Source organism: Nitratireductor sp. WH36-1, from assembly GCF_058725515.1.
The window spans coordinates 2,586,266-2,612,003 of record NZ_CM178970.1 but is presented as its reverse complement, the minus strand read 5'-3'; the positions used below and the strand labels follow the sequence as shown (position 1 = coordinate 2,612,003).

Annotated in this window: 25 protein-coding genes and 2 tRNA genes; 21 read left to right on the top strand and 6 right to left on the bottom strand. The window is 61.6% G+C overall.

Annotated elements, in window-relative coordinates; all coding sequences use genetic code 11:
* Positions 1 to 2: 2 nt before the first annotated feature.
* The 10 genes from nuoL to AC4PTT_RS12270 all read left to right on the top strand — a co-directional run bounded on the left by nuoL (position 3) and on the right by AC4PTT_RS12270 (position 12,222).
* A complete protein-coding gene (nuoL, locus tag AC4PTT_RS12315; protein ID WP_206554529.1) occupies positions 3 to 1,988 on the top strand; it encodes an NADH-quinone oxidoreductase subunit L in 1,986 nt (661 codons plus the stop codon).
* A 3-nt stretch (positions 1,989 to 1,991) separates the two neighbouring features.
* Complete coding sequence (locus tag AC4PTT_RS12310; protein ID WP_206545488.1) at positions 1,992 to 3,506, top strand: NADH-quinone oxidoreductase subunit M; 1,515 nt, start codon at positions 1,992 to 1,994, stop codon at positions 3,504 to 3,506.
* A gap of 15 nt (positions 3,507 to 3,521) precedes the next feature.
* Positions 3,522 to 4,958, top strand: a complete 1,437-nt coding sequence (nuoN, locus tag AC4PTT_RS12305) for an NADH-quinone oxidoreductase subunit NuoN (RefSeq protein WP_113154960.1) — start codon at positions 3,522 to 3,524, stop codon at positions 4,956 to 4,958.
* A gap of 3 nt (positions 4,959 to 4,961) precedes the next feature.
* Complete coding sequence (locus tag AC4PTT_RS12300) at positions 4,962 to 5,786, top strand: biotin--[acetyl-CoA-carboxylase] ligase (RefSeq protein ID WP_113154961.1); 825 nt, start codon at positions 4,962 to 4,964, stop codon at positions 5,784 to 5,786.
* Positions 5,787 to 5,799: 13 nt separating this feature from the next.
* Positions 5,800 to 7,503, top strand: a complete 1,704-nt coding sequence (locus tag AC4PTT_RS12295; RefSeq protein WP_113154962.1) for a ribonuclease J — start codon at positions 5,800 to 5,802, stop codon at positions 7,501 to 7,503.
* Positions 7,504 to 7,562: 59 nt separating this feature from the next.
* Complete coding sequence (gene mce / locus AC4PTT_RS12290) at positions 7,563 to 7,967, top strand: methylmalonyl-CoA epimerase (RefSeq protein ID WP_206993510.1); 405 nt, start codon at positions 7,563 to 7,565, stop codon at positions 7,965 to 7,967.
* A 9-nt stretch (positions 7,968 to 7,976) separates the two neighbouring features.
* Positions 7,977 to 8,246, top strand: a complete 270-nt coding sequence (locus tag AC4PTT_RS12285; protein WP_206545485.1) for a DUF1467 family protein — start codon at positions 7,977 to 7,979, stop codon at positions 8,244 to 8,246.
* 570 nt (positions 8,247 to 8,816) lie between these two features.
* Positions 8,817 to 10,151, top strand: coding sequence for a proline--tRNA ligase (proS, locus tag AC4PTT_RS12280; RefSeq protein WP_206545484.1), 1,335 nt, complete (start codon positions 8,817 to 8,819; stop codon positions 10,149 to 10,151).
* A gap of 71 nt (positions 10,152 to 10,222) precedes the next feature.
* Entirely contained in the window at positions 10,223 to 11,536 is a 1,314-nt protein-coding gene (locus AC4PTT_RS12275; protein WP_206549089.1) for a lipoprotein-releasing ABC transporter permease subunit, read from the top strand.
* On the top strand, positions 11,536 to 12,222 hold the full coding sequence (locus AC4PTT_RS12270; RefSeq protein WP_113154967.1) for an ABC transporter ATP-binding protein: 687 nt from the start codon (positions 11,536 to 11,538) through the stop codon (positions 12,220 to 12,222). The genes AC4PTT_RS12275 and AC4PTT_RS12270 overlap by 1 nt, the downstream gene beginning before the upstream one ends.
* 653 nt (positions 12,223 to 12,875) lie before the next feature.
* Here AC4PTT_RS12270 and ggt read toward each other — a convergent pair.
* Positions 12,876 to 14,669: a gamma-glutamyltransferase gene (gene ggt / locus AC4PTT_RS12265; RefSeq protein WP_492161268.1), complete on the bottom strand. Its 1,794-nt coding sequence runs from the start codon at positions 14,667 to 14,669 to the stop codon at positions 12,876 to 12,878.
* 227 nt (positions 14,670 to 14,896) lie between these two features.
* The gene (gene lipB, locus AC4PTT_RS12260) at positions 14,897 to 15,619 is read right to left on the bottom strand and encodes a lipoyl(octanoyl) transferase LipB (protein ID WP_113154969.1); all 723 of its coding nucleotides are present in this window, start codon (positions 15,617 to 15,619) and stop codon (positions 14,897 to 14,899) included.
* 185 nt (positions 15,620 to 15,804) lie between these two features.
* Here lipB and AC4PTT_RS12255 point away from each other — a divergent pair.
* A tRNA-Leu gene (locus tag AC4PTT_RS12255) sits at positions 15,805 to 15,889 on the top strand.
* A gap of 22 nt (positions 15,890 to 15,911) precedes the next feature.
* On the opposite strand, the gene AC4PTT_RS12250 is transcribed toward AC4PTT_RS12255, so the two are convergent.
* The 3 genes from AC4PTT_RS12250 to AC4PTT_RS12240 all read right to left on the bottom strand — a co-directional run bounded on the left by AC4PTT_RS12250 (position 15,912) and on the right by AC4PTT_RS12240 (position 18,326).
* Positions 15,912 to 16,979 carry a tyrosine-type recombinase/integrase gene (locus AC4PTT_RS12250; RefSeq protein ID WP_492161267.1) on the bottom strand — a complete coding sequence of 356 codons (1,068 nt, stop codon included), beginning with the start codon at positions 16,977 to 16,979 and terminating at the stop codon, positions 15,912 to 15,914.
* 8 nt (positions 16,980 to 16,987) lie between these two features.
* Positions 16,988 to 17,161, bottom strand: a complete 174-nt coding sequence (locus AC4PTT_RS12245; protein WP_492161266.1) for a hypothetical protein — start codon at positions 17,159 to 17,161, stop codon at positions 16,988 to 16,990.
* A gap of 349 nt (positions 17,162 to 17,510) precedes the next feature.
* A complete protein-coding gene (locus tag AC4PTT_RS12240) occupies positions 17,511 to 18,326 on the bottom strand; it encodes a LexA family transcriptional regulator (protein ID WP_492161265.1) in 816 nt (271 codons plus the stop codon).
* Between AC4PTT_RS12240 and AC4PTT_RS12235 the strand changes: the two genes are divergently transcribed.
* From AC4PTT_RS12235 to AC4PTT_RS12220, 4 genes are all read left to right on the top strand, one after another.
* Positions 18,258 to 18,512 (top strand): helix-turn-helix domain-containing protein, encoded by a 255-nt coding sequence (locus AC4PTT_RS12235; protein ID WP_492161264.1) that lies wholly within the window; start codon positions 18,258 to 18,260, stop codon positions 18,510 to 18,512. The two genes, AC4PTT_RS12240 and AC4PTT_RS12235, sit on opposite strands and share 69 nt — an antisense overlap.
* 297 nt (positions 18,513 to 18,809) lie before the next feature.
* Positions 18,810 to 18,884, top strand: a tRNA-Met gene (locus AC4PTT_RS12230).
* A gap of 284 nt (positions 18,885 to 19,168) precedes the next feature.
* Entirely contained in the window at positions 19,169 to 19,654 is a 486-nt protein-coding gene (locus AC4PTT_RS12225) for a hypothetical protein (protein ID WP_492161263.1), read from the top strand.
* Between the two features lie 259 nt (positions 19,655 to 19,913).
* A complete protein-coding gene (locus AC4PTT_RS12220; protein ID WP_492161262.1) occupies positions 19,914 to 21,131 on the top strand; it encodes an MT-A70 family methyltransferase in 1,218 nt (405 codons plus the stop codon).
* 29 nt (positions 21,132 to 21,160) lie between these two features.
* On the opposite strand, the gene AC4PTT_RS12215 is transcribed toward AC4PTT_RS12220, so the two are convergent.
* On the bottom strand, positions 21,161 to 21,826 hold the full coding sequence (locus AC4PTT_RS12215; RefSeq protein ID WP_492161261.1) for a hypothetical protein: 666 nt from the start codon (positions 21,824 to 21,826) through the stop codon (positions 21,161 to 21,163).
* 164 nt (positions 21,827 to 21,990) lie between these two features.
* On the opposite strand from AC4PTT_RS12215, the gene AC4PTT_RS12210 reads away from it, so the two are divergent.
* The 6 genes from AC4PTT_RS12210 to nusG are packed head-to-tail and all read left to right on the top strand — an operon-like array spanning position 21,991 to position 25,642.
* Positions 21,991 to 22,284 carry a hypothetical protein gene (locus AC4PTT_RS12210; RefSeq protein WP_492161260.1) on the top strand — a complete coding sequence of 98 codons (294 nt, stop codon included), beginning with the start codon at positions 21,991 to 21,993 and terminating at the stop codon, positions 22,282 to 22,284.
* Positions 22,281 to 22,568 carry a hypothetical protein gene (locus tag AC4PTT_RS12205; RefSeq protein WP_492161259.1) on the top strand — a complete coding sequence of 96 codons (288 nt, stop codon included), beginning with the start codon at positions 22,281 to 22,283 and terminating at the stop codon, positions 22,566 to 22,568. The genes AC4PTT_RS12210 and AC4PTT_RS12205 overlap by 4 nt, the downstream gene beginning before the upstream one ends.
* The gene (locus tag AC4PTT_RS12200; protein WP_492161258.1) at positions 22,565 to 23,092 is read left to right on the top strand and encodes a hypothetical protein; all 528 of its coding nucleotides are present in this window, start codon (positions 22,565 to 22,567) and stop codon (positions 23,090 to 23,092) included. Before AC4PTT_RS12205 ends, AC4PTT_RS12200 begins: the two co-directional genes overlap by 4 nt.
* Positions 23,089 to 23,784, top strand: coding sequence for a hypothetical protein (locus AC4PTT_RS12195; protein ID WP_492161257.1), 696 nt, complete (start codon positions 23,089 to 23,091; stop codon positions 23,782 to 23,784). Before AC4PTT_RS12200 ends, AC4PTT_RS12195 begins: the two co-directional genes overlap by 4 nt.
* The gene (locus tag AC4PTT_RS12190) at positions 23,781 to 25,022 is read left to right on the top strand and encodes a helix-turn-helix domain-containing protein (protein ID WP_492161256.1); all 1,242 of its coding nucleotides are present in this window, start codon (positions 23,781 to 23,783) and stop codon (positions 25,020 to 25,022) included. Before AC4PTT_RS12195 ends, AC4PTT_RS12190 begins: the two co-directional genes overlap by 4 nt.
* Positions 25,022 to 25,642: a transcription termination/antitermination protein NusG gene (nusG, locus tag AC4PTT_RS12185; protein ID WP_492161255.1), complete on the top strand. Its 621-nt coding sequence runs from the start codon at positions 25,022 to 25,024 to the stop codon at positions 25,640 to 25,642. Before AC4PTT_RS12190 ends, nusG begins: the two co-directional genes overlap by 1 nt.
* Positions 25,643 to 25,738 lie beyond the last annotated feature (96 nt).

Sequence of the window (25,738 nt, the reverse complement as noted above, 5' to 3'; positions counted from 1 at the left end):
CCATGTATCAAGCGATCGTATTTCTCCCGCTTATCGGCTTTCTGATCGCCGGGCTGTTCGGCCGCTCCATCGGCGCGAAGGCTTCCGAGCTGATCACAAGCGGCCTGATGGTAATCACCGCGCTTCTGTCCTGGGTGGCCTTCTTCTCGGTGGCTCTGGGCAGCGGCGAGGCGTTCACCGTCCCGCTTCTCTCCTTCATCACCTCGGGCAATCTGGATGTGTCCTGGGCGATCCGCGTGGACACGCTCACCGCCGTCATGCTCATCGTGGTCAACACGGTGTCGGCGCTGGTGCACATCTACTCGATCGGCTACATGCATCACGACCCGCATCGGCCGCGCTTCTTCGCCTATCTGTCGCTGTTCACCTTCGCCATGCTCATGCTGGTGACCTCCGACAATCTGGTGCAGATGTTCTTCGGCTGGGAAGGCGTTGGTCTTGCCTCGTATCTGCTGATCGGTTTCTGGTTCAAGAAGCCCTCGGCCAATGCCGCCGCCATGAAGGCCTTCGTCGTCAACCGCGTTGGTGACTTCGGCTTCCTGCTCGGCATCTTCGGCATCTACATGCTGTTCGGCTCGGTCAATTTCAGCACCATCTTCGCCAACGCCGCGACCTATCTGCCGGCTGAAGGCGCAGAAGCGGGCGAACCTGTCCTGACCTTCCTCGGCTACGCGCTCGACAAGGGCGGGGCGCTGACGGCCGTGTGTCTTCTTCTGTTCATGGGCGCCATGGGCAAGTCGGCGCAGGTGCCGCTGCACACCTGGCTGCCGGACGCCATGGAAGGCCCGACGCCGGTTTCCGCACTCATTCACGCCGCCACCATGGTCACCGCCGGTGTCTTCATGGTTGCGCGCCTGTCGCCGGTCTTCGAACTGTCGCACACCGCGCTCACCGTGGTCACCTTCGTCGGCGCGTTCACGGCCTTCTTCGCCGCGACCGTCGGTCTGGTGCAGAACGACATCAAGCGCGTGATCGCCTATTCGACCTGTTCGCAGCTCGGCTACATGTTCGTGGCGCTCGGCACGGGCTTCTATAGCGCGGCCATCTTCCATCTGTTCACGCACGCCTTCTTCAAGGCTCTGCTGTTCCTTGGTTCCGGTTCGGTCATCCACGCCGTTTCCGACGAGCAGGACATGCGCAAGATGGGCGGCCTTCGCAAGCTGATCCCGCAGACCTACTGGATGATGATCATCGGCACGATCGCGCTGACCGGCGTGGGCATCCCGATGACGGTCATCGGCACGGCAGGCTTCTTCTCCAAGGACGCCATCATCGAAGGTGCGTTCGCGGGCCAGAACTACTTCGCGATGTTCGCCTTCGTCATGCTCACCATCGCAGCCGTGTTCACCAGCTTCTATTCCTGGCGTCTGATCTTCATGACCTTCCATGGCAAACCGCGCGCTTCCGCCGATGTCATGAGCCATGTTCATGAATCGCCGCTGGTCATGCTGGTGCCGTTGTTCATCCTGGCCGTTGGTGCCCTGTTCGCAGGCGTTGCCTTCAAGGGCTTCTTCATCGGCGATGCCTATGACCAGTTCTGGAAGGGCGCTCTGTTCACGCTGCCGGGCAACCACATGCTGGAAGAGTTCCACCATGTTCCGGTCTGGGTGAAGCTTGCTCCGTTCGTCGCCATGCTTCTCGGCCTCTACGTCGCCTGGGTCTACTACATCCGTTCGCCCGAGCGTCCGAAGCGGCTCGCCAAGCAGTTCAGCGGTCTCTACGCATTCCTGCTGAACAAGTGGTACTTCGACGAGCTTTATGACTTCCTGTTCGTTCGCCCGGCGATGCGCCTTGGCCGCTTCCTCTGGAAGAAGGGCGACGGCGCCGTCATCGACGGCCTCGGCCCGGACGGAATTTCGGCCCGGGTGGTCGATGTGACCAACCGGATCGTCAAGCTGCAGAGCGGCTATCTCTATCACTACGCCTTCGCCATGCTCATCGGCGTTGCGGCCCTCGTTACCTGGATGATGCTCGGAGGCACGTTCTAAGCCATGACCGACTGGCCAATTCTTTCCACGGTCACCTTCCTGCCGCTGGTGGGTGCGCTTTTGATCCTCCTTATCCGGGAGGATGGCGCAGGTGCGCGCCGGAACATTCGCAATGTTGCGCTTTTGACGACGGTCTTCACCTTCGTCCTGTCGCTCTTCATCTGGGCTGGCTTCGATCCGTCGACGCCAAGCTTCCAGATGGTCGAGAAGCGCGAGTGGATCGGTTCCGGCATTGCCTATCACATGGGTGTCGACGGCATTTCGATGCTGTTCGTCATCCTCACGACCTTCCTCATGCCGCTGTGTATCCTGGCGAGCTGGAATTCGGTCGAGCACCGCGTCAAGGAATACATGATCGCGTTCCTGATCCTGGAAACGCTCATGATCGGCGTGTTCTGCGCCCTCGACATCGTGCTCTTCTACGTCTTCTTCGAGGCGGGCCTCATTCCGATGTTCATCATCATCGGCGTGTGGGGCGGCAAGCGTCGCGTCTATGCCAGCTTCAAGTTCTTCCTTTACACGCTTCTGGGATCGGTTCTGATGCTGATCGCCATGATGGCGATGTACTGGGAAGCCGGCACGACCGACATTCCGACGCTGCTCACGCACGTCTTCCCGTCGGGGATGCAATATTGGCTATGGTTCGCCTTCTTCGCATCCTTCGCGGTGAAGATGCCGATGTGGCCGGTTCACACCTGGTTGCCCGATGCGCACGTTGAAGCGCCGACGGCGGGCTCGGTCATTCTGGCGGGCATTCTCCTGAAAATGGGCGGCTACGGTTTCCTGCGTTTCTCGCTGCCCATGTTCCCGGTCGCCTCCATCGATCTTGCGCCTCTGGTGTTCGCGCTGTCCGTCATCGCCATCGTCTACACGTCGCTGGTGGCGCTGATGCAGGAGGACATCAAGAAGCTGATCGCCTACTCGTCGGTCGCCCATATGGGCTTCGTCACCATGGGTATCTTCGCCATGAACGAGCAGGGCGTGCAGGGCGCGATCTTCCAGATGCTCTCGCATGGTCTGGTCTCGGGCGCGCTCTTCCTGTGTGTCGGCGTCATCTATGACCGCATGCACACCCGCGAGATCGCGGCCTATGGCGGCCTCGTGAACAACATGCCCAAATACGCCACGGTGTTCATGATCTTCACCATGGCCAATGTGGGCCTGCCGGGCACCAGCGGGTTTGTCGGCGAGTTCCTGACGCTTCTGTCGGTGTTCAAGGTCAACACCTGGGTGGCTTTCTTCGCCACGACCGGCGTGATCCTGTCGGCAGCCTATGCACTGTGGCTCTATCGCCGCGTGGTCTTCGGCTCGCTCACCAAGGAAAGCCTGAAGGGCATGCTCGACCTCTCCGCGCGTGAGAAGCTCATCCTCTACCCGCTTGTGGTTCTGGTGATCTTCTTCGGTGTCTACCCGGCACCGCTCCTCGATGCGACGGCGGTTTCGGTCGAAGCGCTTGTGAATAATGTCTCCCTGTCGGCCGACATGGCACGGGAAGCGGCAGCAGCTGCCGCGCAGTAAACGGAACGAAAGCGAATGACGCCTGATCTGACGATAAGCCTGATCCTTGCAACGCCGGAGCTGATTCTGGCGGTGGGCGCTATGGCGCTCCTGATGGTCGGTGTCTTTTCCGGCCCCCGTGCCAACTCCACCGTGACCGGTCTTGCGGTCGCGCTTCTGGTCGCCGTGATCGCACTCATGGTCGTGTTCCCGGCCGATGGCCGCGCCTTTGGCGGGGCCTTCGTGAGCGATGGCTTTGCCCGCTTCATGAAGATCCTGACGCTGGTCGGCTCGGTCGTGACGCTGGTCATGTCGGTCGGTTTCGCCAAGGCCGAGAAGTTCGACAAGTTCGAGTTCCCGGTTCTCATCATGCTGGCCACGCTCGGCATGATGCTGATGATCTCGGCCAATGACATGATCGCGCTCTACATGGGCCTCGAGCTTCAGTCGCTCGCGCTCTATGTGGTCGCTGCCATCAACCGCGACAGCGCCCGTTCCACCGAGGCCGGCCTCAAGTACTTCGTGCTTGGCGCGCTCTCCTCGGGCATGATGCTGTACGGTATCTCGCTGGTCTACGGCTTCACCGGCAACACCGGCTTCGACGTCATCGCGGCAACGCTGACGGGTGCGGAGCGCGAGCTTGGCCTCGTCTTCGGTCTGGTGTTCGTGCTTGCCGGTCTCGCGTTCAAGATTTCGGCCGTGCCGTTCCACATGTGGACGCCGGACGTCTATGAAGGTGCGCCGACGCCGGTCACCGCCTTCTTTGCGGCTGCGCCGAAGATGGCCGCCATGGCGCTTCTGGTGCGCGTCACCATGAGCGCGTTCGAGCCGATTGCCAGCGACTGGCAGCAGATCATCATCTTCGTGTCGATCGCTTCCATGGTTCTGGGCGCGTTCGCCGCCATCGGTCAGCGCAACATCAAGCGTCTGATGGCCTATTCGTCCATCGGTCACGTCGGTTACGCGCTGGTCGGCCTTGCCGCCAATTCGGAAGCAGGCGTGGCGGGTGTTGCGATCTACATGCTGATCTATCTGGCCATGACGCTCGGCACCTTTGCCGTCATCCTGGCGATGCGCCGCAACGACGCAAATGTCGAGCAGATCGATGATCTGGCAGGCCTGTCGACCACCAATCCGATGATGGCGACGGTCATGACCATCCTCATGTTCTCGCTGGCCGGCATTCCGCCGCTCGCGGGCTTCTGGGGCAAGTGGTTCGTGTTCCTTCCCGCCATTCAGGCCGGGCTTTATCCGCTCGCCGTGATCGGTCTCGTCGCTTCCGTGGTCAGCGCGTTCTACTATCTGCGCGTCATCAAGATCATGTGGTTCGACGAGAGCTCGGGTGCGTTCCAGCCGATGGCAGGCGAGCTGCGCTTCGTCATGCTCCTGTCGGGCGCATTCGTCCTGCTCTATGCCGTGATCGCTGGCCCCGTCGGCCGCATTGCCGAGGCTGCCGCAAAGACCTTCTTCTAGGTCATGGCCTTTCGTCTGGCGCCTTCGGCTGCTGCAGCCGGCTATCGGCTGGAGGCCCATGAGAGCGTCAGCTCCACAAATGCGCTGGCGCTCGAACATGCGCGCGCCGGCGATGGAGGCGACCTCTGGGTCGTCTCATCCCGTCAGGAGAGCGGGCGAGGGCGTCGCGGTCGCGAATGGTCCACACCGCCCGGCAATCTTGCAGCAACGCTCCTGACGGTCGGCCATTTCGAGCCGGCCACCGCTGCCACGCTTGGTTTCGTGGCAGGCCTTGCACTTTCAGACGCACTTTTCGCTGTCGTTCCCGAACAGCGCATTGCGGTCGCTGCCGATGGCGGCGATCTTCCGGGCGGGCGCTTTGCGCTCAAATGGCCAAACGATGTTCTGGCCGAAGGGGCGAAGCTCTCGGGCATCCTGCTCGAATCGTCCATCCTCCCGGATGGACGCTTCGCCATCGCCGTGGGCATTGGCGTCAACGTCGTCGCCCACCCGGAAAACACACCCTATCCGGCGACCTCGCTCAAAGCGCTTGGTTTCAAAGGGGATGCGGGCGATCTCTTCCTTGCGCTTTCCGACGCCTGGGTCGATAACGTTCGTCTTTGGAATGCCGGGCGCGGGCTTGAAGCCATTCGCAAGCGCTGGCTCACCCGGGCCGCCGGGCTTGGCGCGCAGGTGTCCATCCGTGTCGATGGACGTGTGGCGCGCGGTACATTCGAAACCATCGACGAAGCCTGTCGCTTCGTCATCCGCGAGGCGGACGGTTCATTATTGAGAATTGCAGCGGGCGACGTGCATTTCGGCGCGGTCGCCTCGGCACAGGCAGATTAAGAGAAAGGGACCCATGGCGCGTTCCAGCAAGAAAGAGACGACCGTGAGCGAAGATCTGAAGAAGGCCGAACTGGTCTTCTGTCCGCTCGGCGGCGTCGGCGAGATCGGCATGAATTTCGGCCTTTACGGCTTTGGCCCGGCCGCCAAGCGCGAGTGGATCATTGTCGATTGCGGCGTGACCTTCCCGGGGCCGGAGCTTCCGGGCGTCGATCTCGTTCTCCCCGATATCAGCTTCATCGAAGGCGAGATCGACCGTCTGCGCGGCATGATCATCACCCATGCCCATGAAGACCATTACGGCGCGATCCTTGATCTGTGGCCCCGCCTGAAGACCGATGTGTGGATGACGCCGTTCGCCGCGGGCCTTCTGGAGGCCAAGCGCCAGTCGGAATCCTGGGCGCCCGACGTGCCGGTGAAGATTTTCAAGGCCGGTGAAAAGTTCGAGGTCGGACCGTTCGCCATCGAGGCGATTGCGGTTGCGCACTCCATTCCCGAGCCGGTTTCGCTGGTGATCACCACGCCGCTCGGCACGCTCGTTCACACGGGCGACTGGAAGATCGATCCCGCACCGGCCATCGGTCCCAAGACGGACGAGGCGCGCTTCCGGGCTGTCGGCGACGAGGGCGTGCTGGCGCTGATGTGCGATTCCACCAACGCCATGCGTGAGGGCGAATCCCCCACCGAGCAGGCGGTGGGCGAGGGGCTGAAGGAAGTCATCGAAGCGGCTGCCGGTCGTGTCGTCGTCACCACCTTCTCCTCGAATGTGGGGCGCATCCGCTCCATCGCCGAGGCCGCGCGCGACGCCGGTCGCCAGCTTCTGGTTCTTGGCCGCTCCATGAAGCGCGTCATCGATGTGGCAACCGATCTGGGCTATCTCGACGGCCTGCCGGAATATCTGGACGAGGATGAGTTCCAGCACGTGCCGCGCGACAAGGTCGTGGTCCTGTGCACCGGCAGCCAGGGCGAAAACCGCGCAGCACTCGCCAAGCTCGCCCGGGACGAGATGCGCAATGTCGCGCTCGCAGCCGGCGATACGGTCGTTTATTCCTCGCGCCTCATTCCCGGCAACGAAAAGGCGGTTCTGGAAACCAAGAACCGTCTCATCGAGATGGGCATCAAGATCATCGAGGATGATGACGCGCTGGTGCATGTTTCCGGCCATCCGCGCCGCAGCGAACTGAAGCGCATGTATTCGTGGGTCCGCCCGCAGATCCTCGTGCCCGTTCACGGCGAAGCCGCGCATCTCGTGGCGCAGGGCTCGCTCGGCTCCATGGAGGGCATCCCCGAGGTCGCTCAGGTGCGCAATGGCGACATCGTGCGGCTTGCGCCCGGACCCGCCGAAATCATCGGCGAAGCCCGGCATGGCCGCTTCTTCAAGGATGGCCGCCTTCTCGGTGACGAGGAGGAGATGGGCATCCGCGATCGCCGAAAGCTCTCCTATGCGGGCCATGTGGCCATCAACATCGTGCTCGATGACCGGCTCAATCTGGATGGCGATCCGGACATTGTCGCCATCGGCGTGGCCGAGCGCGACGCAAAAGGCGAAACGCTTGAGGACATCATGCTGGACGCCGCCATTGGCGCCGTACGCAGCATTCCGCGCAACCGCCGCAAGGATCTCGACATGGTGTCGGAATCCGCGCGCCGCGCGGTACGCAACGCCGCAAACGCCGCATGGGGCAAAAAGCCCATGGTGACGGTGTTCGTCACGCAGTAACTTAAGGGACAAGGGGCAGGGCGACTGCCCCTTTTGCCCGGATGGAAAGAACGAAGCCGATGCTCGGAAAGCTCAATCACGTCGCAATCGCCGTGCCCGATCTTGCCAGGGCAACCGCGCTTTACCGTGATACGCTTGGGGCGCGGGTCTCTGCGCCGCAGGTGTTGCCCGGGCACGGCGTCACCGTGGTTTTTGTCGAGCTGGACAACACCAAGGTCGAGCTTCTGGAGCCGCTGGGCGCAGATTCCCCGATTGCCGCTTTCCTGGCCAGAAACCCGGATGGCGGCATGCATCACCTCTGCTACGAGGTGGAAGATATCATCGTCGCGCGCGACCGCCTGAAGGCGGATGGTGCGCGCATTCTCGGCGACGGCGAACCGAAGATCGGCGCCCATGGCAAGCCGGTGCTCTTCCTGCACCCGAAGGATTTCGCCGGCACGCTCGTCGAGCTCGAACAGGTTTGAGGTTTTCAGATGGGCTGGGTTTCTCTTCTCGCCGTATTCTTCATCGTCTGGTGGACGGTGCTCTTCATCGCGCTGCCATTCGGCCTGCGCACGCAGGATGAGGATGGCGAGGTCACGCTCGGCACCACGGCCAGCGCGCCGCGCGGGCCGCACATGCTGCGCGCCCTGATCCGCACCACCATCATCGCGATTGTCATCTGCGGCGTGCTGGTCTTCATCACGCGCGGGCTTGGCTATTCGTTCGACGACATTCCGCGCCTCGTCCCCACCTTCGACTGATCGCGTACAGGTCCGGTCGTTTCTCTGCCAGACCAGCAGGCTCTTCCGGTTTGCCCGGAGGAGGGGTTCCGCACGGCCTGATGCGCCATCATTGCCGCGCCTGAAACGCTGCTGAAAACGGTAGGGCACGCGTATCGATTTTTCGGGAACATGTCGGGAAACGGGCCTTTACGCAGCGTAAGCCCCAAAAAAAAAGCAAGGCCAAAGGCCTTGCAAACTCAACGCGTCCGATCCTTTTGCCGTATCATCGTCGGCGGCTGCGTGTAACCGCGCCTGGACCGCATCCTCCCAAGACTTTGACCGCGTAATGAGGTTGAATTTGCGCTTCAACCTCTTGTTATGGGAGCGCACCATAGAGCAAGTTGAGACGAAATGTCACGAGGAAAATTGCGTTTGAAATGCATTGTTATCATTTCGCTGTCTTGAACATGTGAGCCTGCGACCCCAACGCGTGAGCGGTTGTGTCGGCGGCTTTTCAATTCATTATGAAATCGTTAAGACAGCGGCCTTGAGCCACTTCTCTCTTTGATTCCGAACAGGCTCCCCAGAGCCGCCTGAATGGATGCGTTTATGCGACTGTCGCGCTACTTCCTGCCTATCTTGAAAGAAACCCCTCGCGAGGCCGAGATCGTCTCGCACCGTCTGATGCTGCGTGCCGGCATGATCCGCCAGCAGGGTGCTGGCAGCTTTTCCTGGTTGCCGCTGGGCAAGCGCGTCCTCGACAAGGTGAACCAGATCATCCGTGAGGAGCAGAACCGCGCCGGTGCGCAGGAAATCCTCATGCCGACCATCCAGTCGGCCGATCTGTGGATGGAAAGCGGTCGCTACGACGATTACGGCAAGGAGATGCTGCGCATCACCGACCGGCATGAGCGCAAGATGCTCTATGGCCCCACCAATGAAGAGATGGTGACGGACATTTTCCGGTCCTATGTGAAGTCCTACAAGGATCTGCCCCTCAACCTCTACCACATCCAGTGGAAGTTCCGCGACGAGGTGCGTCCGCGCTTCGGCGTCATGCGCTCGCGCGAGTTCCTGATGAAGGACGCCTATTCCTTCGATCTGGATTACGAGGGGGCGAGGGCCGCCTATAACCGCATGTTCGTTGCCTATCTGCGCACCTTCGGGCGCATGGGCCTGCAGGCGATCCCGATGCGCGCCGACACCGGCCCCATCGGCGGTGATCTGAGCCACGAATTCATCATTCTCGCTTCCACCGGCGAGAGCGAGGTGTTCTGCCGCAAGGAGTTCCTTGAGCTTCAGGTGCCCGGCGCGGACGTCGACTTCGCAAACGATGCCGAAATCGCCGACATCGTCACCACCTGGACGACGCCTTATGCAGCCACCGACGAGATGCATGACGAGGCCGCCTGGGACGCGATTGCCGAGGACGAGAAAGTTTCTGCCCGTGGTATCGAGGTTGGCCATATTTTCCACTTCGGGACCAAGTATTCCGAGCCCATGAACGCGACCGTCACCGGTCCGGATGGCAAGGAGCACTGCGTTTCCATGGGGTCCTACGGCATTGGCCCGAGCCGCCTTCTTGCGGCGATCATCGAGGCGAGCCACGACGAGAACGGCATCATCTGGCCGGAGAGCGTCGCGCCGTTTGATGTCGGCCTGATCAACATGAAGGCGGGCGACGAGGCCTGCGACCGCGTCTGCGAAGAACTCTATGAAAAGCTCCAGGCGGCCGGCAAGGACGTGCTCTACGACGATACCGACCAGCGCGCCGGCGGCAAGTTCGCCACCGCCGATCTGATCGGTCTGCCCTGGCAGGTGATCGTCGGACCGCGCGGCGTCGCCAGTGGCGAGGTGGAAATCAAGAACCGCGCCACAGGCGAGCGTGAATCGCTCACGCTCGAGGCCGTGGTGAACCGCCTGAGCCAGCAGGGCGCTGCATGACGCAGCAGCGCAATTCCGGTCCGGGCGCGCAGCCGCGCGCCCGCCAGCGTAAATGCCTTTGAGGTCAAGACATGAGTGAAGCCGCCACCAGCGAGGCAGCCGCACAGAGCGCGCCGGCGAAGCCGAAGGGGGCAGGACCGTTCTCCCGCTTCGAGCGCATGATTGCCTGGCGCTATCTGCGTTCGCGCCGCAAGGAGACCGTGATCTCGGTGATCGCGTCCATCTCCTTTGTCGGCATCATGCTGGGGGTGGCCACGCTGATCGTGGTCATGGCCGTCATGAACGGCTTCCGCGCCGAACTCCTGACCCGCATTCTGGGCGTCAACGGTCATCTGATCGTGCAGCCCGTCGACATGCCCATGACGGATTATGAGGCTGTCGCAAAGCGCATTGAGGGCGTGGAGGGCGTTCAGATCGCCCTGCCCATGGTGCAGGGGCAGGTGCTCGTTTCAGGCCGCAGCGGCGCTGGAACCGGCGCCGTGGTGCGCGGTGTGCGCGCGGACGACCTGTCGCGGCTTGATCTGGTGTCGAGCAATATCAAGGACGGCTCTCTGGTGGGCTTCGCCACGGGCGAAGGGCTCGCCATGGGCTCGCGCATGGCGGAAAATCTGGGCCTGACGGTGGGTGATTCCGTCACCCTTGTCGCGCCCGAGGGCGATGTCACACCCTTTGGCACGACCCCGCGCGTCAAGACCTATCCGATTGCCGCCACCTTCGAGGTGGGCATGTCGGAATATGACGCCTCGATCATCTATATGCCGCTGCAGGAAGCGCAGCTCTATTTCAACGCCGAGGGACTGGTGCAGTCCATCGAGCTGTTCGTCGACGATCCCGACGCGGTTGCGACCATGCGCCCGCAGGTGGAGGAGGCCGCCCAGCGGCCCGTTCTCCTGTCCGACTGGCGGCAGCGCAACAGCACCTTCTTCTCCGCGCTCGAAGTGGAGCGGAACGTCATGTTCATGATCCTGACCATGATCGTTCTCGTGGCGGCGCTGAACATCATTTCCGGTCTCGTCATGCTGGTGAAGGACAAGGGGCACGACATTGCCATCCTGCGCACCATGGGCGCGACCAGTGGTTCCGTCATGCGCATCTTCCTGATGACGGGCGCGGCCATCGGCGTGGCCGGCACCGCTGCAGGCGTTGTACTGGGCGTCGTGATCTGCTGGAACGTGGAATCGATCCGCCAGTTCTTCTCCTGGCTCTCCGGCACCACGATCTTCGATCCGGAACTCTATTTCCTGAGCCAGTTGCCGGCAAAGATGGAAGCCGGCGAGACGGTTTCCGTCATCGTCATGGCGCTCGCCCTGTCTTTCGTGGCAACGCTCTTCCCGGCCTGGCGCGCCTCGCGGCTCGATCCGGTCGAAGCACTGAGGTATGACTGATGGCCGCGCCTATTCTCGAACTCAAGGGCATTGAGCGCAGTTACAGCGAGGGTGAGGGCCGTCTCACCATTCTCAAGGATGCGGGCTTCACTCTGCGGCCGGGCGAGATGGTGGCGCTTGTCGCTCCCTCCGGTGCCGGCAAGTCCACGCTCCTTCATCTGGCGGGCCTTCTGGAAGCGCCGGATGCGGGTGAGGTGATCGTCGCCGGCCAGGCCTGCGGCCGTCTTTCCGACGATGCGCGCACCGCCATCCGCCGCAACGAGATCGGCTTTGTCTACCAGTTTCATCATCTCCTGCCGGAATTCACCGCCGAGGAGAATGTGATGATCCCGCAGATGGTGGCGGGCATGGACCCGGCCGAGGCCAAAACGCGCGCCAGCCAGTTGCTCGACTATCTGCGCGTCGGCCATCGCGGCAGCCACCGTCCGGCCGAGCTTTCGGGCGGCGAGCAGCAGCGCGTCGCCATTGCGCGCGCCGTCGCCAATGCGCCGCGCGTGCTTCTGGCGGATGAGCCGACCGGCAATCTGGATCCCAAGACGGCTGGCTATGTGTTCGATGCGCTTGAGGCGCTTGTGCGCCAGTCGGGACTGGCCGCGCTGATTGCCACCCACAATCACGAACTCGCCGCCCGCATGGACCGCGTGGTCACGCTGGAGGGCGGCAAGGTCACCGCCTGGAAGCGCTAGAGCAATTCCTGGAAAAGTGGGAACCGGTTTTCCGTCCGGAATTGCGTAAAACAATGAGTCAGGGGATTTTCGCGATTCAACGAAAAGCGGAAATGCTCCAGACGATTGATCTGAAAATGGATGCGCCACGATCCGACGGCGCTTACTGAAATGACGAACAGGCTACAAACCGCGCTGCCCGTGCAGTGCGGTTTTCTTTTGCCCTTGAAGCGCCCAGGACCGCCCCTAAACGCCGCGCCTTCTCGCGGGCGCACCAGGTGCTACCCGGCTAAGCGATTAACGCCACGTCAACCTTAACATCCGGGCGCTCCGTGTGAGCTGTTCTGCACGCTTGACGATGGAACATAAATAGAACATAAAGGGATTATAAAGTGATCAGGAGAGATAAATGACCGATCTTTTTCAGGATGTCGTCTCGCTCGTTGCAGTCAGCTCCTTCATCATGATGGCCGCCGTCTTCATCGGCGCGATCTGATATCCCTTTGCGGATGCGCGCTGAGCGCATCGCCGTGTTCGCCGATTCCTGCCATCGTGGCAGTTGCGTTCGGCCCAAATGAAAAGAGGCGGGAAGGCCCGCCTCTCTGATACGCTTCCCGTCAGAAAATGCCTCATGGCTTCCCGGCGGTGACGCGCCTTTCCCGGAGCATCCGGGCTCAATCCCCCATCGCAACGCCTTCGCGGCGCGGGTCGGCTCCGCCTTCCAGCCCCTGTGGCGTGATGGTGATGCCGTGCAGGCCCGAGTTCAGGTCGCCGATGGATGTCTTGAAGCCAAGCGCATCGAGGTCAGCCTTGAATTCCTCGGCTGGCGTTCCCGCTTCTAGCGTATAGGTGCCGAACCGGTTCGTCAGATGCGGCAGGTCGATCGCCTGTTGCATGTTCATCTTCCAGTCCACCAGCGCGATGATCGTGTTGGTCACATAGGGAATGATGTTGCTGCCGCCGGGCGAGCCCAGCGCATAAAGCGGCTTGCCGTCCTGAAGCACGATGGTCGGCGACATGGACGAGCGCGGCCGCTTGCCGGGCTGCACACGGTTGGCCACGGCCTCGCCATCGGCTTCCGGCCTGAACGAGAAATCGGTGAGCTGGTTGTTGAGAATGAAGCCGGCCGCCATCTGGCGCGAACCGAAGGCGCTCTCCACCGAGGTCGTCATGGAGGCGATATTGCCATCCTTGTCCACGATCACGAAATGCGAGGTCGAGGGCTGTTCGAAGCTCATCCCGTCAATGCGCAGCTCCGCCTTGTCCCATGGCGGGTCGCCGGCCTTCACGTCATCTGCGCCAAGCGCTGTCGGGCGGCGCAGCAGGGCGGCGCGGTCTTTTAGATAATTTGGATCGAGCAGGCCCTTCGGCATCTTCACGAAGTCGCTGTCCGCCATGTAGCGGCCGCGGTCGGCGAAGGCGAGGCGCGTTGCATCGCCGATGATGCGCCAGGTCTCCGGATCGTCCGGGCCGAGCGTTTCCAGATCGAACTCCGACACCATGCCGAGTATCTGCCCGACGGTCAGCGCGCCGGAGGAGGGCGGTCCCATGCCGCAGACGTCGAGCCCGCGATAGGGGGCGCACACGGCCTCGCGCTCCTTCACCTCATAGGCGGCCAGATCCTCGAGCGAGAGCAGGCCGGGATTGCCGTCATGCGCCTTCACCGCAGCGATGATCTTTTCGGCGATTTTGCCCTTGTAGAAGCCGTCCGCGCCCTCCTTGCCGATGGTCTTCAGCGTCTCCGCATAGTCCGGGTTCTTGAGAACCGAGCCGACAGCCAGCGCATTGCCGTCCTTGTCATAGAAATAAGCGCGGGCAGTCGCCTGCGTGTCGAGCCGGCCCTTGTCACCCTCGATCAGCGTGTGAAGCCTTGGCGAGACGGTGAAACCCTCTGAAGCAAGCCGGATTGCCGGCTGGAGCAGCGCATCCCATTCGAGCTTGCCCGCGCGGGTGTGGATGGTTTCCATCAGGCGCACCACGCCCGGCGCTCCAACCGAGCGTCCACCCACCACGGCGTCAAAGAAGGGAAGCGGCTCGCCCTTGTCGTCCAGAAAGAGCTCCGGGGTTGCGGCCGCAGGCGCGGTTTCGCGCCCGTCAAAGGTCGTCACCTTTCCGCTGGCCGCATCGTACCAGACCAGAAACGCACCGCCGCCAATGCCGGAGGATTGCGGTTCCACGAGGCCGAGCACGGTCTGCACCGCCACCAGCGCGTCAGCGGCAGTGCCGCCTTTGCGCAGCGCGTCGAGACCCGCCTGCGCGGCCAGTGGATTGGCCGCCGCGACCATCTGTTCCTTCGCGTGAACGGTTTTCTTTTCGCTAAGCCCGCTGGCTATCTCAGGGGCCTGGGCATCGGCCGCCTGTTTGGTTGTCTGCTGGGCCATCGCACTGCCTGCGGCAAGTCCGGCGGTGGGCCCGGCGGTGAGCGATGACAAAAGGGCAACGGCCCCGAAGGCATGTGATAATCGCATCTTGGCGCTCCTCCATGAGAGCGCCATGGGCCCGGCCAACCGGAGCCCCGAGTAGAAAACGCTCTCGATCCCTCAACGGCCGTTTGCGCGGGCGCACAAGCCCGGCAGACGAACCAGTTGCTTTGACCGGTGAAAGCTAGAGCATTTTTCCGTGCGGTGGAAATGGCCCAGATTGCAAAACACGCAGACCAAACGCATCCCGACCAAGGCGCGCGCGCTGCAAGTGCTCAGTCGGTGGATTTCTCGGCCGGACCGAACACGTCCTCGAAAGCGGCTTTCAGCGCCAGGTCCACATCGTCCATGGTCACCGGCAGGCCGAGGTCGACCAGGCTGGTGACGCCATAGCCGCTGATGCCGCAGGGCACGATGCCGCCGAAATGCGCCAGTTCCGGCTCAACGTTGATCGAGATGCCGTGAAAGCTCACCCAGCGCCTCAGGCGGATGCCTATGGCGGCGATCTTGTCTTCTGCGGGCAGGCCGCCGGGCAGGGGCGGCTTGTCGGGGCGCGCGACCCACACGCCAACCCGGTCCTCGCGCCGCTCGCCGGTCACGTTGAAGCGCGTCAGCGCGCCGATGATCCAGGCTTCCAGCGCGGCGATGAAGGCGCGGATGTCTTCGCGGCGCGTCTTCAGATCGAGCATCACATAGACCACACGCTGGCCGGGGCCATGATAGGTGTATTCGCCGCCGCGCCCGGTCTTGTAGACGGGGAAGCGATGGGCTTCGAGCAGGTCTTCGCTGTTGGCGCTGGTGCCGGCGGTGTAGAGCGGCGGGTGCTCGACCAGCCAGACAAGCTCTCTGGCCTTGCCGTCACGAATCAGCCCGGCGCGCTCTTCCATGAAGGAAACGGCGGTTTCGTAGTCGGTGAGACCCGGTTCGATTCGCCATTCCACCGGCGGGGCATCCTCGCGCGGCAGGAATACGGTGTCGATCTGGCCGCGTTCGCTCATTTTCTCATCCCATCAGGTACTGAAATCACCCGTTTCATATGGCGATAATGGGCGCTCGGGTCCAGTCTCGGCTTGAAGATGTGCATGAGCATCTTTTTTTGCGTCTTTTTCGAGAAGTCGCTTGTCTCCCGAAAACCGATTTGCTACATGCCCGTTGCCGGTGACGAACCGGCCTCCAGCTACGTGCGGTCGTGGCGGAATTGGTAGACGCGCAGCGTTGAGGTCGCTGTGGGGCAACCCGTGGAAGTTCGAGTCTTCTCGACCGCACCATTAGCTGTTGGAGGCATTGATTTCATTCAGATTTATCGGTTTTTCCCCGCACCTCGTCACCAAGGTGCGGGCGTTGTGCGTTCCTGATCTTTTCTGCAGCCGCCCGCGCAAGCCGCTTTCGATCCGCTGTTCTCGTGTAGTGCATGGCCATCGCGCCGCCGGTCCAGCCGAACAGGGCTTCGAGTTCAGCCGCCGTCGCGCCAGCCTCTGCTGCCCGTGTCGCGCCAATCTTTCGAACGCCGTGCGCAGATCTGCCCTGAAGGCCCGCTTCGTTGCATGCGTGGCGGAAGAAATTGCCGAAGCTTTCCTTCGTAAGTGGCTGTTTTCGCTCGCCAACGATGAAGGCCAGATCGCCGGTTGGGCCGATTCTCAGTGTCTCTTCCAGGGCGGGTAGAATCGGTATGCTGACTTCGGTGCCGGTTTTCTCTGTCCGGATCGTCGCAACGCCGTCACGGACGTGCTGCCTCCCAATCTTGACGGCATCCCCGCGCCGCAGGCCGGTGTAGAGCAGGACATGGAGCCACACACGCTCCTTCGTGCCGACCGGCCAGCGCTTTTCGTAGGCCCGAACATCGTCCTCCGTCCACGCCTGAAAGCCGCCGGTCTTTGGTCTGGCAGGGTTCTTCACCCCGAATGTGGGATCAATCGACACAAGCTCGGCTTCAAGCGCCCAGCGGAACAGTCCGCGCATCGCATCGAGAAAATTGCGGGACTGTGAAGGCGTCTTCGATCTGCGTTCCCGGCCATCAACGATCACCTTGCGCGTGATCTTGCGGTAATCCTTGTCTCCGGCGCTATCCAGAACATGACTGAAGATGTTGTCCCGCTGCCGTCGTGTGGCTGCTGACAGGCCCCTATAGGCCGATGTCTCACGATATCGGGTGATCAGCCATTCGACGCTGTTGGTGTTCGCTATGCGCTTCTTTGGGCGAGGGCTACCGGCCAATGCTGCCTCATAGGCGTCTTCGAACGCCGGTGAGGTGATGTCTGGAAGCCGAACGCGAGCGGCTTTGCCGCGGCGGAAATAGTAAACCTTCTTGCCGTGGCGCGTTGTCTCGCGATTGACGAAAGGGGGTAGTTTGCGCGGCATGTTCAACCTCAAAGCCGGATTTCGTCGTCCTGATCAGTTGGTCGCTTGGCGCGGTCGTATTCATTGGGAATCGCGGTAACTGTCACGTCCCCGATTCTGAGCTCGACACGCATGCTCTCTTTCCGAGCCGCGCGAAGGATGGCGCGAACCTGATTTTGGCGCATGGCAAGCGTTCTGGACATGGTCTTGTTTCCTCACTTCGCGTTTGGCTAACCGGTGCGGCGCTCTTGGCGTTTCAGGGTGACGATCAGCGCTGCGACGAGGCAAAGGTCGAGTGCTGCGGCGGCGAGGGCGGCTTTCATGTGGTCATGAGATTCACGGGATCGGTCTCAATGTGGGCGGCTTCCGCTGGCAGAGTCTTGTCCTTGTGAGGCTGGAACATTGCACCTCTCCGTTTGGATGGCCCCAGGGCGGGCCGTACCGAGCGGAGGGATTACTCGATACGGCCCTCGGGCGGGGAGCGAGTAAAGAGTGCATAACGCACATATTTGTGTCAAGAAAAAACGTGCATAATGCACGTTGTGTCTTTTGTTACTCTCGGGAAACGGCGTAACGCACGCGGCCGACGATGCGGATTGTATCGTCGTCGTCGCCGTTTACCGGTATCGGTTCCTGGAAACGCGGATCGTTCGACTCAGGGAGGAGCCATAATTCACCTGCGTCATCTCGCCAGAGGGTTTTCACCGTGGCTTCGCGCATTCCGTCCAGTCGTTCTCTTTCGACGATATAGCGTGCGCCAACTTCCACATCTCCATTAGTTTCGATGGTGTCAGTGAAAATCAGAACGGTGCCTTGCGGATAGCGCTTATCCATAGAGGGGCCGCGCGTTTCTACGCCGTAAAGTGAAAAGGGCGAAAGCCCCTCATCGAAAGGCACTGGGACTATGTATTGGTCGTCTTCCGGCCATTCCCACGTCTCGACCCAATGGCCGGCTTGAACAAAGCCCTTTACGCGCACGATTCTTGCACTGGTTGCGCCGTTCACTGGTAGCTCACCAGGGCCTGCGCCCTCTCCGGTGAGCAGCCAGCCGGGAGTTACTCGAAATGCCTTTGCGTACCTCTGTGCCGCGCGGACAATCCCGCGTGTGCCGTTTTCATGCTGGATGTATGTGTCGTAGGACCACCCAAAGTAACGGGCAGCGTCCGCTGCGCTCGTAAAGCCTCTACTGATGCGCGCCTTTTCAAGCCTTTTGGCGCTGTCTGGCCTGTCATCGTGTTCCATCATGTGCAAAATGCACAGTTTAGCTGTGCGTTTCGACTTGACATAAAACAGTGCGTTATGCACGTTTCCGCTATGAGTGACATCTGTGACGTCAAAGCGCTTCGCCTGCGCATCAACTGGAAGCAAGAGCGGATGGCCGAATTTCTCGGCGTCGACCGCTCAACCGTTTCCCATCTAGAGAATGGGCGAAAGCCAAGTGGAGCCATATTGCGGCTCCTCTCGGTTTTGGCTGATGCCGCTGATAGCAACGGCGTTGAAGAATTGTTCACGACCGCAACGCCACTCCGACCTGTTCGCGAGGCCGCTGAATGAGCGCGCCCCGGCAACACTGTTCCTCCCATGACCGCGTTTCCGAACACCTCCTCGGGAATGCGGCACCTGCCGCGCCAGTCGGTTCCGGGTCTCGTCTCCCGGCTGGCGCGGCTTCTTCTTCCATTCGCGTTTCGCCGGCCATGATGATCCTGCTCAAGGCGCTTGCCGCCTATGACGGGTTGCTCAGCGTCGAGGCGCTGATTGCCGACATGGCTGCCGAGCGCGCCAGGGCCGCGGGCATTCCGCGCCTTCTGCGCGCCGTGTGCGCCCTTGAGGCCGGCGCAGCAAATCAGTTTCAGCAGGGTGGGGAAGCGGTATCCCACTTGGTTCATACCCAAGAGGTCGGCAGTTCGAATCTGCCCCCTGCAACCAGTCGCGTCCTCCCGGCCGGGCGCCAGGCTTCGCCCGACAGGAGGCCCGAAACGTCCGGCGGGCTGCGGTCGCAGCCTCGCGCGGCGCAAACCCGCAACCCTGAGAGCGAGAAGGGGCCGGCGGGTGCGCCTCGGGGCGCTCTCCGGTCGCCGCCATAGACCGGTAAACTCGCGGGTGTCTGGTTTCTGTTCCATGCCCGCATCCTGACAGCACCAATCCATTCCCGCCACGGGAAATGACGCCGGGTTTTCCCGGCGCGGGAACGTTATTGCCCGGAGAAACCCATGATCGAATTCACCGCCCGGACGCTTGAAAAACTGCGCAATGCTCAAGCGCAGCTGGTCGAGGAGGTGGGCGTTCCAAAGGTGATGGAGCTCACCAGAAAATCCAAGTCTGTGGTCTATCGCTGGAAAACCGACACCGCACCCGACCTGATGTCGCTGCCAGAGGTGATGCAGGTCGAGGGCTATCATCGCCGCCCCGTCGTCTCCAAAGAGATGGTCTGGCACCTCGGCTTTGAGGCGACGGGCACCGAGCGCTGCGCGGTTGAAAGCAGTCTTGAGCTCCAGGTCGGTGAGATGGTGGAGCATGTCAGTCGGCTTGTGGTTGAGACAGCGCGAGCGCGTTCTGACGGGGTGATAACCGTCAGCGAAGCCAACCGCCTGCTTGCTCTGCTTCAGAGTGCGGAGCGACTGATACCCGCAGTTAAAGACACGCTGATCGGCGTCAAAGTGGATGGACCACTGCATGTCAGTGGGGGCGGCGAATGATCCGCTCTGTCAGAGATATGGTGGAGGCGCGCAATGCGCCGCTAGCGCCTGCTGGCGTTGCCGGCGGGCGTAGCCTTGTGGAAATCGAAGGGGCTGCCTGTCTCTTTCCGGTGCGTCGCGAGCCGGGCACCTCGTTTTTCTGTGCTGCCGCTGTGGAGTCCGTGAACTGGGCCGGCGGTCGGCAGTGCAGCCGCTATTGCGCGTTTCACCGCGATTATCTCGCCAGTTGCGAGAGGGTGGCGGGGGAGACGTCTGCGCGATGTCGGGCGAGCCGCAAGCGATGAAGGGCGCGATGACTGTTGATCCCAAACCGCACCCCCTGGCCGAGCTCTTTCCGATGATGTCGGAAAAAGACGTGCGTGAGCTCGCTGACGACATCTGCACCTTCGGGCAGCGCGAGCCGATCCAGCTTCTTGATGGCATGGTTCTGGACGGACGCAATCGCCTGGCTGCCTGCCGCATAGCGGAGGTTGAGCCGGTGTTTGTGGAGTTTGACGGCGGTGACGCGCTCAACTTCGTGCTGTCGCACAATCTCTATCGTCGCCACCTGAGCGAAAGCCAGCGCGCGATTGTCGCTGCGCGTCTTGTCGACTGGGAAACCGGGCTCAACCAGCACTCGGCAGGGGCGGCAAATTTGCCGGCCCACGAAGCCGCCCGGCGGCTTTCCATATCCGAGCGCGCGGTGCGCGCCGCGCGGCGCATTCATGAGCGTGGCGCCGGTGAGCTTGTCGATGCGATCCGCGATGGTCGTGTGACCGTGCATGCCGGCGAAGCGCTTTCCGAGCTGGAGCATGCCGCGCAGCTGGACGTGCTGCGCCGCGAAGAGAAAGAGATCGTCGCACGTGCGAAGGAGATCCGCGCGGAAAAGCAGAAGCGGCGACATGCGGTGCGTCTGATACACATGGAAGCCCTTGCCGCGAAGGGAAAGGCGAGCGCTCCTGACAAGATCGATCGCGTCTATCCGGTCTATTACGCAGATCCACCGTGGAAGTTCGGTGTCCGTTCGGAAGAGACCGGGCGCGAGAAGGGCGCGGAGAACCATTATCCCACCATGGAGACAGACGGCATCGCCAGCCTGATGGCCGAGCTCATCGGCGGGGCAACGCCGGGTGTTCTGTTTCTGTGGGCGACGAACCCCATGCTGCCGGATGCCCTGCGGGTGCTCGATGCCTGTGGCTTTGCCTATGTGCATCACTGGATCTGGGACAAGGAAGTGGCTGGCACCGGCTATTGGGGGCGGGATCGGCATGAGCTTCTGCTGATCGGCCGGCGCGGTGAAATCACCGCGCCGCTGCCCGGATCGCAGCCCGAAACCGTGCACCGGGAGCGGAAGGGGCGGCACAGCGCGAAACCGGACTACTTCGCCGAGACAATCGAGCGCCTTTATCCCGATATGCCCCGGCTTGAGCTGTTCTGCCGCTCGCCGCGACCGGGCTGGGATGCCTGGGGGTATGAGGCAGGGGAGGTGGCGGAATGAAGAGAGCGCTGTTTCTTGGAATTGTTCGCCTATCCCCACTCTTCCAGAAAGGATGTTGCGGATTCCCTTATTTCTGCCATGGCTTGTGTCATTATTTTGGCGCTGCTCGATATTTTTCTAAGTTCTTTTGTGTATTCTATCGAGTATGTACTGAGTTTAAAAATTCGATCAATGCAATTGTCGATCTTATTTATGTTGTCTTCAATTATAAAATAGTTAGATATTCCTTCGGATCCTATTTCAGTGATAAATCTATCAACTATTCCTTCCGGAATTCTTTTTATTACATCGGTTGCGTTTCTAATGAGTATTCTATTTTTGTAGAATTCGTCTGGTTTCCCGTAAAGAGATTCTGCGTTAGCCAGCGCATGGCACGCTACCATTGGCAGCCTTGTTGTTTGCTCGATCCGTCTACAAAGAGATTTTCGCGCCATCAGTTGAATTCTGACATTTTCACTCTGATGTCGGTTGGATTCTCTTGTCTGCCTGCCAAGGAAAATGACTGTAACTGCAGCAGCGACGGTTGCAGCCCATCCGGACAGAGCGCCTACCCATTCTCGAAGGCAATTCTCGTTCTTCGTCATGCACCAAGCAGCATTCGTGACGGTGAAGTCAGTCAACGCCAAAAATGTGAAACCACCGAGGAATCCCGCCAAAACAAGAACGATAAAGCTGTCAAAGCCAAGTTCGCGCATACCTGTATCCAAAATATTATAATATTTGAAATCGCTTTTTTTAAAGCGTTTCTGTGTAAGTATAATTTGAAAGATATTAATTTATTATACTTGAGGGGAGGCGCTGTCTCGAGGCGAATAGATCATACGCGGCACTTCCAGTATCAGGTTGCGGCTGGCGCGTCATGACCGACACCATGCTCCCCATTCTGCGTCAGATGCATGACGTCGAGGACAATCGGTCGCTCGCGCGGCTGCTGCTGGCTGTGCCGGACATGATCCTGAGCAAGTATCAGGGCGTCATCCGTAACATCTGTCGCAAGCGGCAGTTTGAGGCGGGTGAGACCTATCTCGAGCTGCGGCTCAATGCCATGCGCTCGGTGCGGGACGGGCAGGGGCGCTTGAAGCCTTCTGTTGCCGACGCGCTTGCCGAGTTCGGCGCGCAGCTGGGCGCATTTGCTGATGGGGGCCGGTCATGACGGCGCCCATCGATCAGATAGACGGCATCAATAAGCGGCTGGCCAGCGCGGTTGGCAAATTGCTCATGGAGGGGGTGGATAAGCTGCGCGTGCCTGCGCCGCGCGTTGTCGTGCGCAAGGCGGATGAGGAGGCCATGAACGCCTGTCGTCAGGTTGGCGAGGCCTTTGATCGACTGCAGCAGGCGAAGTTTTCCGGCGGGCCGGAAGTTCGCGCGCGCAGGAACCTCGAAGCGGCGTCGCGGCGGCTGAAAACCGTGATGACCAAGCACGGGAGGTTCCCGTGAGCTGGGAAATGCAGCGCCTTCAGGCAGCCCGCGACAGGCTTGCGCGGATCCAGCCTGCGCGCTGGCACCGTTCCATGGATGACTATGGCGAATTTCTGGAAGCGCGGGATGAGCGAGGCGCGTTTGTCGAGCTGGCGCGGTTCACGCCGCGCGCGACGTTTGACGAAATCGCCTTCATTGCCGACGCGCCGGAGATGGCAGGTTTCCTGCTTGGGCTGGTGGATCGCGCCATTGAGAAGGCGCGCAGGGGCGCGGCCACACACCAGCAGGCCGAGCCGGTCCGGCAGGACGCGCCACGCGACTTTGCCGCCGAGGCAACCATGAAATGCGATGAGCCCGCCTTCCGCCGATTTCTGGCGGAGCAGCACGGGCTGGAACCGCCGCTGACGAAGGACCGGGCTGTGGTGAAGCTGCGCTCGATCCTCGCGATCACCTCGCGGCGCGAACTCAACGGAAATGGACAGGCGGCCGAGCGCTGGAAGGCGCTCAGGGCTGCCTTCATGGCCTGGAGGGCTGTGGGATGAATGGTCTCCGCGTTCTTGTCGGATGCGAGTATTCGGGCATCGTGCGGCGGGCCTTTGCCGCGCGCGGGCATGATGCGTGGTCCTGCGACCTTCTGCCTGCCGATGACCGCAGCAACCGGCATATCATCGGCGATGTGCGCGAGATCCTGCATGATGGCTGGGATCTGCTCATCGTCGCGCATCCGCCATGCACACGGCTGTGCCGCTCTGGTCGTCGCTGGCTTTCCGGCGCGGGCAAGATGACGCCGCCCAAGAAACTGCCCAAGGGCCGCACATGGGAGAGTATGAAAGCGGAGTTCGAGCAGGGCGTTGACCTGTTCGTTGCCTGCTGGCGCGCGCCCATTCCCCGCGTGGCGATTGAAAACCCGGAAATGCACGACCTTGCCAGGGATCGGATGCCGGCGGACCTGCCGCGTCCGCAGATCGTGCAGCCGTTCTGGTTCGGGCATCCCGAATACAAGGCGACGGGCTGGTATCTGCGCGGGCTCCCCGCCCTCCAAGAGACCTACCGGCTGCCGGAGCCCGAAAAGGGCAGTGATGAATGGAAGCGCTGGAACCGCGTGTGGCGCATGCCGCCTGGTGCGGAGCGCGGCAAGGAGCGCAGCCGCTTCTTCCCCGGCATGGCAGACGCCATGGCCGACCAATGGGGCGGCGCTGCCCTCGATGATTTTGCGCTGGAGGCGGCGGAATGAGCTGGAAAGCATCTGCATGGGCAAAAGAGCAGCGCCTCGGCTCGCCGGCTGCAAAGGCAATCCTGCTTTGCCTTGCCGACTATGCCGACGCCGAGAAGGCGGCTTGCTGGCCGAGCCAGGAGCAGCTTTCGCAGGATGCGGAAGTGAGCGAGCGCACCACACGCGAATGGCTGCAGCGTCTTGAGGAGTGGGGGCTGATAGCCCGCACGCGACGCACCCGGCGCAACGGCGCGCGCGCTGCCGACATGATCGTGCTCAAGCTTGATGCCAGCGTGCTTGACGGCGTGGAGCGCTGCCGCAGCAGCAAGTGCCCGGATGCGACGGGAACGGATGGCCTACCGGCAGAATCTGCCGGTAGGACCAACCGGCAATCAGAGGCCGACCTACCGGCAATTGACGACACGCCTACCGGCAATCAGTTCCGGGCCTATAAGGAAGAACCTCCCATAGAACCTACCAGTAGAACCTCTCAATGTGCGCGCGAAGGCGCGCGAGAGAGGGATGATCTGGAAAATGAACCAGAAACCGAAAACCCCAAAGCGGTCGAAAGGGCATACTGGCGTGTGCTGAAGGGCTGGCCGGGGTTCGACGGCATGCCGAAGGATCCTGCCAGGAAGCCCTGGCTTGCGTTGACGCCGGAGGAACGCGCTGAAGCGGAAGCCAAACGCGATGCGTGGTTCGACATGGTGAAGTCTCAGGGCTGGAAGAACGTGCCCAAGCCTTCGGTGTATTTCACGAACAGGCTCTGGAAAGACGTGGCGCTTCCGAAAGAGCCCGAACCGGAAAGCCTTTTGGCCAAACCATGGGGCGCGCTTTGGGGGCTGGTGCGCGTGAAGCAGTTTCTCACCGTTGAGCCGAAGGACGCACCACCGATGACGGCGGCGCAGCGCAGGATGATCGATCAGGGCGTTATCGACGCTGACGAAGTGCTGCGCGAACGGCAGGCTCGCTATGGCTGGCCGGCGGTGAACGCGATGCATGAGCGCGCGGCGAGCAGGCGGGGCGTTTCTGTGGCGCCGGCGCTTCAGGCTTTCTCCAGACTGATGGAGCCGGTTCCGGTCGGTTCCGAGCGCTGGGAGGAGTGGAAGCTGTTCCATGAGCGGCAAGGGTGGCCATGGCTCCCGAATACGGGGGAGCAGCGCGTGGTCTACTTCCCTGTTGGCGGGCCGGGCGGGCTGAAGGCATTCGAGACGGCAATCGGTGCGAATGATGCAGAGACCAGCGGGGCGGCGGAATGATGCGTGAGGGTCTGGTGCACGAACTGAGCGAGCGCGAGGAGGGCGCCTGGCAGAAATCCCGCAAGGTCCGTGAAATGGTCAGATGGCTCCGCGATCAGGCAGCGGCGCAGGACGATGAGATGTTCTGGTACGTGGTTCGCACGAAGAAGCCGAATGCTGATTCGGTCGCCGATGCAGTCAGGAAGGGTGGCATCACCGTCTTCTGTCCGACGGAGAAAGTTGTGAAAAGGCTCCCGCGGAGGCAGACGTGCATCACGGTGGAGCGGCCCCTTTATTCCCGATACTTCTTCGTTCGCCTTGTGAAGTTCGAGGCTGCCTGGCTCGGTCTGATGACATTCGATGGTGTCGATTGCCTGTTGGGCAATGGTGAAATTCCGCAGGCAGTGCCGGAGCGAATTATCACGAAAATTCAAGCATGTTGTGCTGATGATCTAATCGACAAGTCGAGCCTGTTTCGGGCTGGCGACCGGGCTTCTGTGACGCTCGGGCCATTCGCTTCATTCGTGGGTGTCGTGTCGAAAGACGAGGGCAGCGGAAACACGGTCGATATCGAGATCGACATATTCGGGCGCATGACGCCGTGCCGGGTCGGGATTGACCACCTGTCGAAACTGGCATAGCGATTCCGGTCCTTAGGCCACTGCTGCAGGACGAAGGCGCTTCAGGCAAGCGCGCGACGCCGCGGCAACCCAGCTTGATGAGACGGCGATCAGCCG

Bases quoted from the DNA above. Each gene is read 5' to 3' on its own strand.
- nuoL (WP_206554529.1), top strand. From the start codon at position 3: ATGTATCAAGCGATCGTATTTCTCCCGCTTATCGGCTTTCTGATCGCC.
- AC4PTT_RS12310 (WP_206545488.1), top strand. From the start codon at position 1,992: ATGACCGACTGGCCAATTCTTTCCACGGTCACCTTCCTGCCGCTGGTG.
- nuoN (WP_113154960.1), top strand. From the start codon at position 3,522: ATGACGCCTGATCTGACGATAAGCCTGATCCTTGCAACGCCGGAGCTG.
- AC4PTT_RS12300 (WP_113154961.1), top strand. From the start codon at position 4,962: ATGGCCTTTCGTCTGGCGCCTTCGGCTGCTGCAGCCGGCTATCGGCTG.
- AC4PTT_RS12295 (WP_113154962.1), top strand. From the start codon at position 5,800: ATGGCGCGTTCCAGCAAGAAAGAGACGACCGTGAGCGAAGATCTGAAG.
- mce (WP_206993510.1), top strand. From the start codon at position 7,563: ATGCTCGGAAAGCTCAATCACGTCGCAATCGCCGTGCCCGATCTTGCC.
- AC4PTT_RS12285 (WP_206545485.1), top strand. From the start codon at position 7,977: ATGGGCTGGGTTTCTCTTCTCGCCGTATTCTTCATCGTCTGGTGGACG.
- proS (WP_206545484.1), top strand. From the start codon at position 8,817: ATGCGACTGTCGCGCTACTTCCTGCCTATCTTGAAAGAAACCCCTCGC.
- AC4PTT_RS12275 (WP_206549089.1), top strand. From the start codon at position 10,223: ATGAGTGAAGCCGCCACCAGCGAGGCAGCCGCACAGAGCGCGCCGGCG.
- AC4PTT_RS12270 (WP_113154967.1), top strand. From the start codon at position 11,536: ATGGCCGCGCCTATTCTCGAACTCAAGGGCATTGAGCGCAGTTACAGC.
- ggt (WP_492161268.1), bottom strand. From the start codon at position 14,669: ATGCGATTATCACATGCCTTCGGGGCCGTTGCCCTTTTGTCATCGCTC.
- lipB (WP_113154969.1), bottom strand. From the start codon at position 15,619: ATGAGCGAACGCGGCCAGATCGACACCGTATTCCTGCCGCGCGAGGAT.
- AC4PTT_RS12250 (WP_492161267.1), bottom strand. From the start codon at position 16,979: ATGCCGCGCAAACTACCCCCTTTCGTCAATCGCGAGACAACGCGCCAC.
- AC4PTT_RS12245 (WP_492161266.1), bottom strand. From the start codon at position 17,161: ATGTCCAGAACGCTTGCCATGCGCCAAAATCAGGTTCGCGCCATCCTT.
- AC4PTT_RS12235 (WP_492161264.1), top strand. From the start codon at position 18,258: ATGCACGTTTCCGCTATGAGTGACATCTGTGACGTCAAAGCGCTTCGC.
- AC4PTT_RS12225 (WP_492161263.1), top strand. From the start codon at position 19,169: ATGATCGAATTCACCGCCCGGACGCTTGAAAAACTGCGCAATGCTCAA.
- AC4PTT_RS12220 (WP_492161262.1), top strand. From the start codon at position 19,914: ATGTCGGGCGAGCCGCAAGCGATGAAGGGCGCGATGACTGTTGATCCC.
- AC4PTT_RS12215 (WP_492161261.1), bottom strand. From the start codon at position 21,826: ATGCGCGAACTTGGCTTTGACAGCTTTATCGTTCTTGTTTTGGCGGGA.
- AC4PTT_RS12210 (WP_492161260.1), top strand. From the start codon at position 21,991: ATGACCGACACCATGCTCCCCATTCTGCGTCAGATGCATGACGTCGAG.
- AC4PTT_RS12205 (WP_492161259.1), top strand. From the start codon at position 22,281: ATGACGGCGCCCATCGATCAGATAGACGGCATCAATAAGCGGCTGGCC.
- AC4PTT_RS12195 (WP_492161257.1), top strand. From the start codon at position 23,089: ATGAATGGTCTCCGCGTTCTTGTCGGATGCGAGTATTCGGGCATCGTG.
- AC4PTT_RS12190 (WP_492161256.1), top strand. From the start codon at position 23,781: ATGAGCTGGAAAGCATCTGCATGGGCAAAAGAGCAGCGCCTCGGCTCG.
- nusG (WP_492161255.1), top strand. From the start codon at position 25,022: ATGCGTGAGGGTCTGGTGCACGAACTGAGCGAGCGCGAGGAGGGCGCC.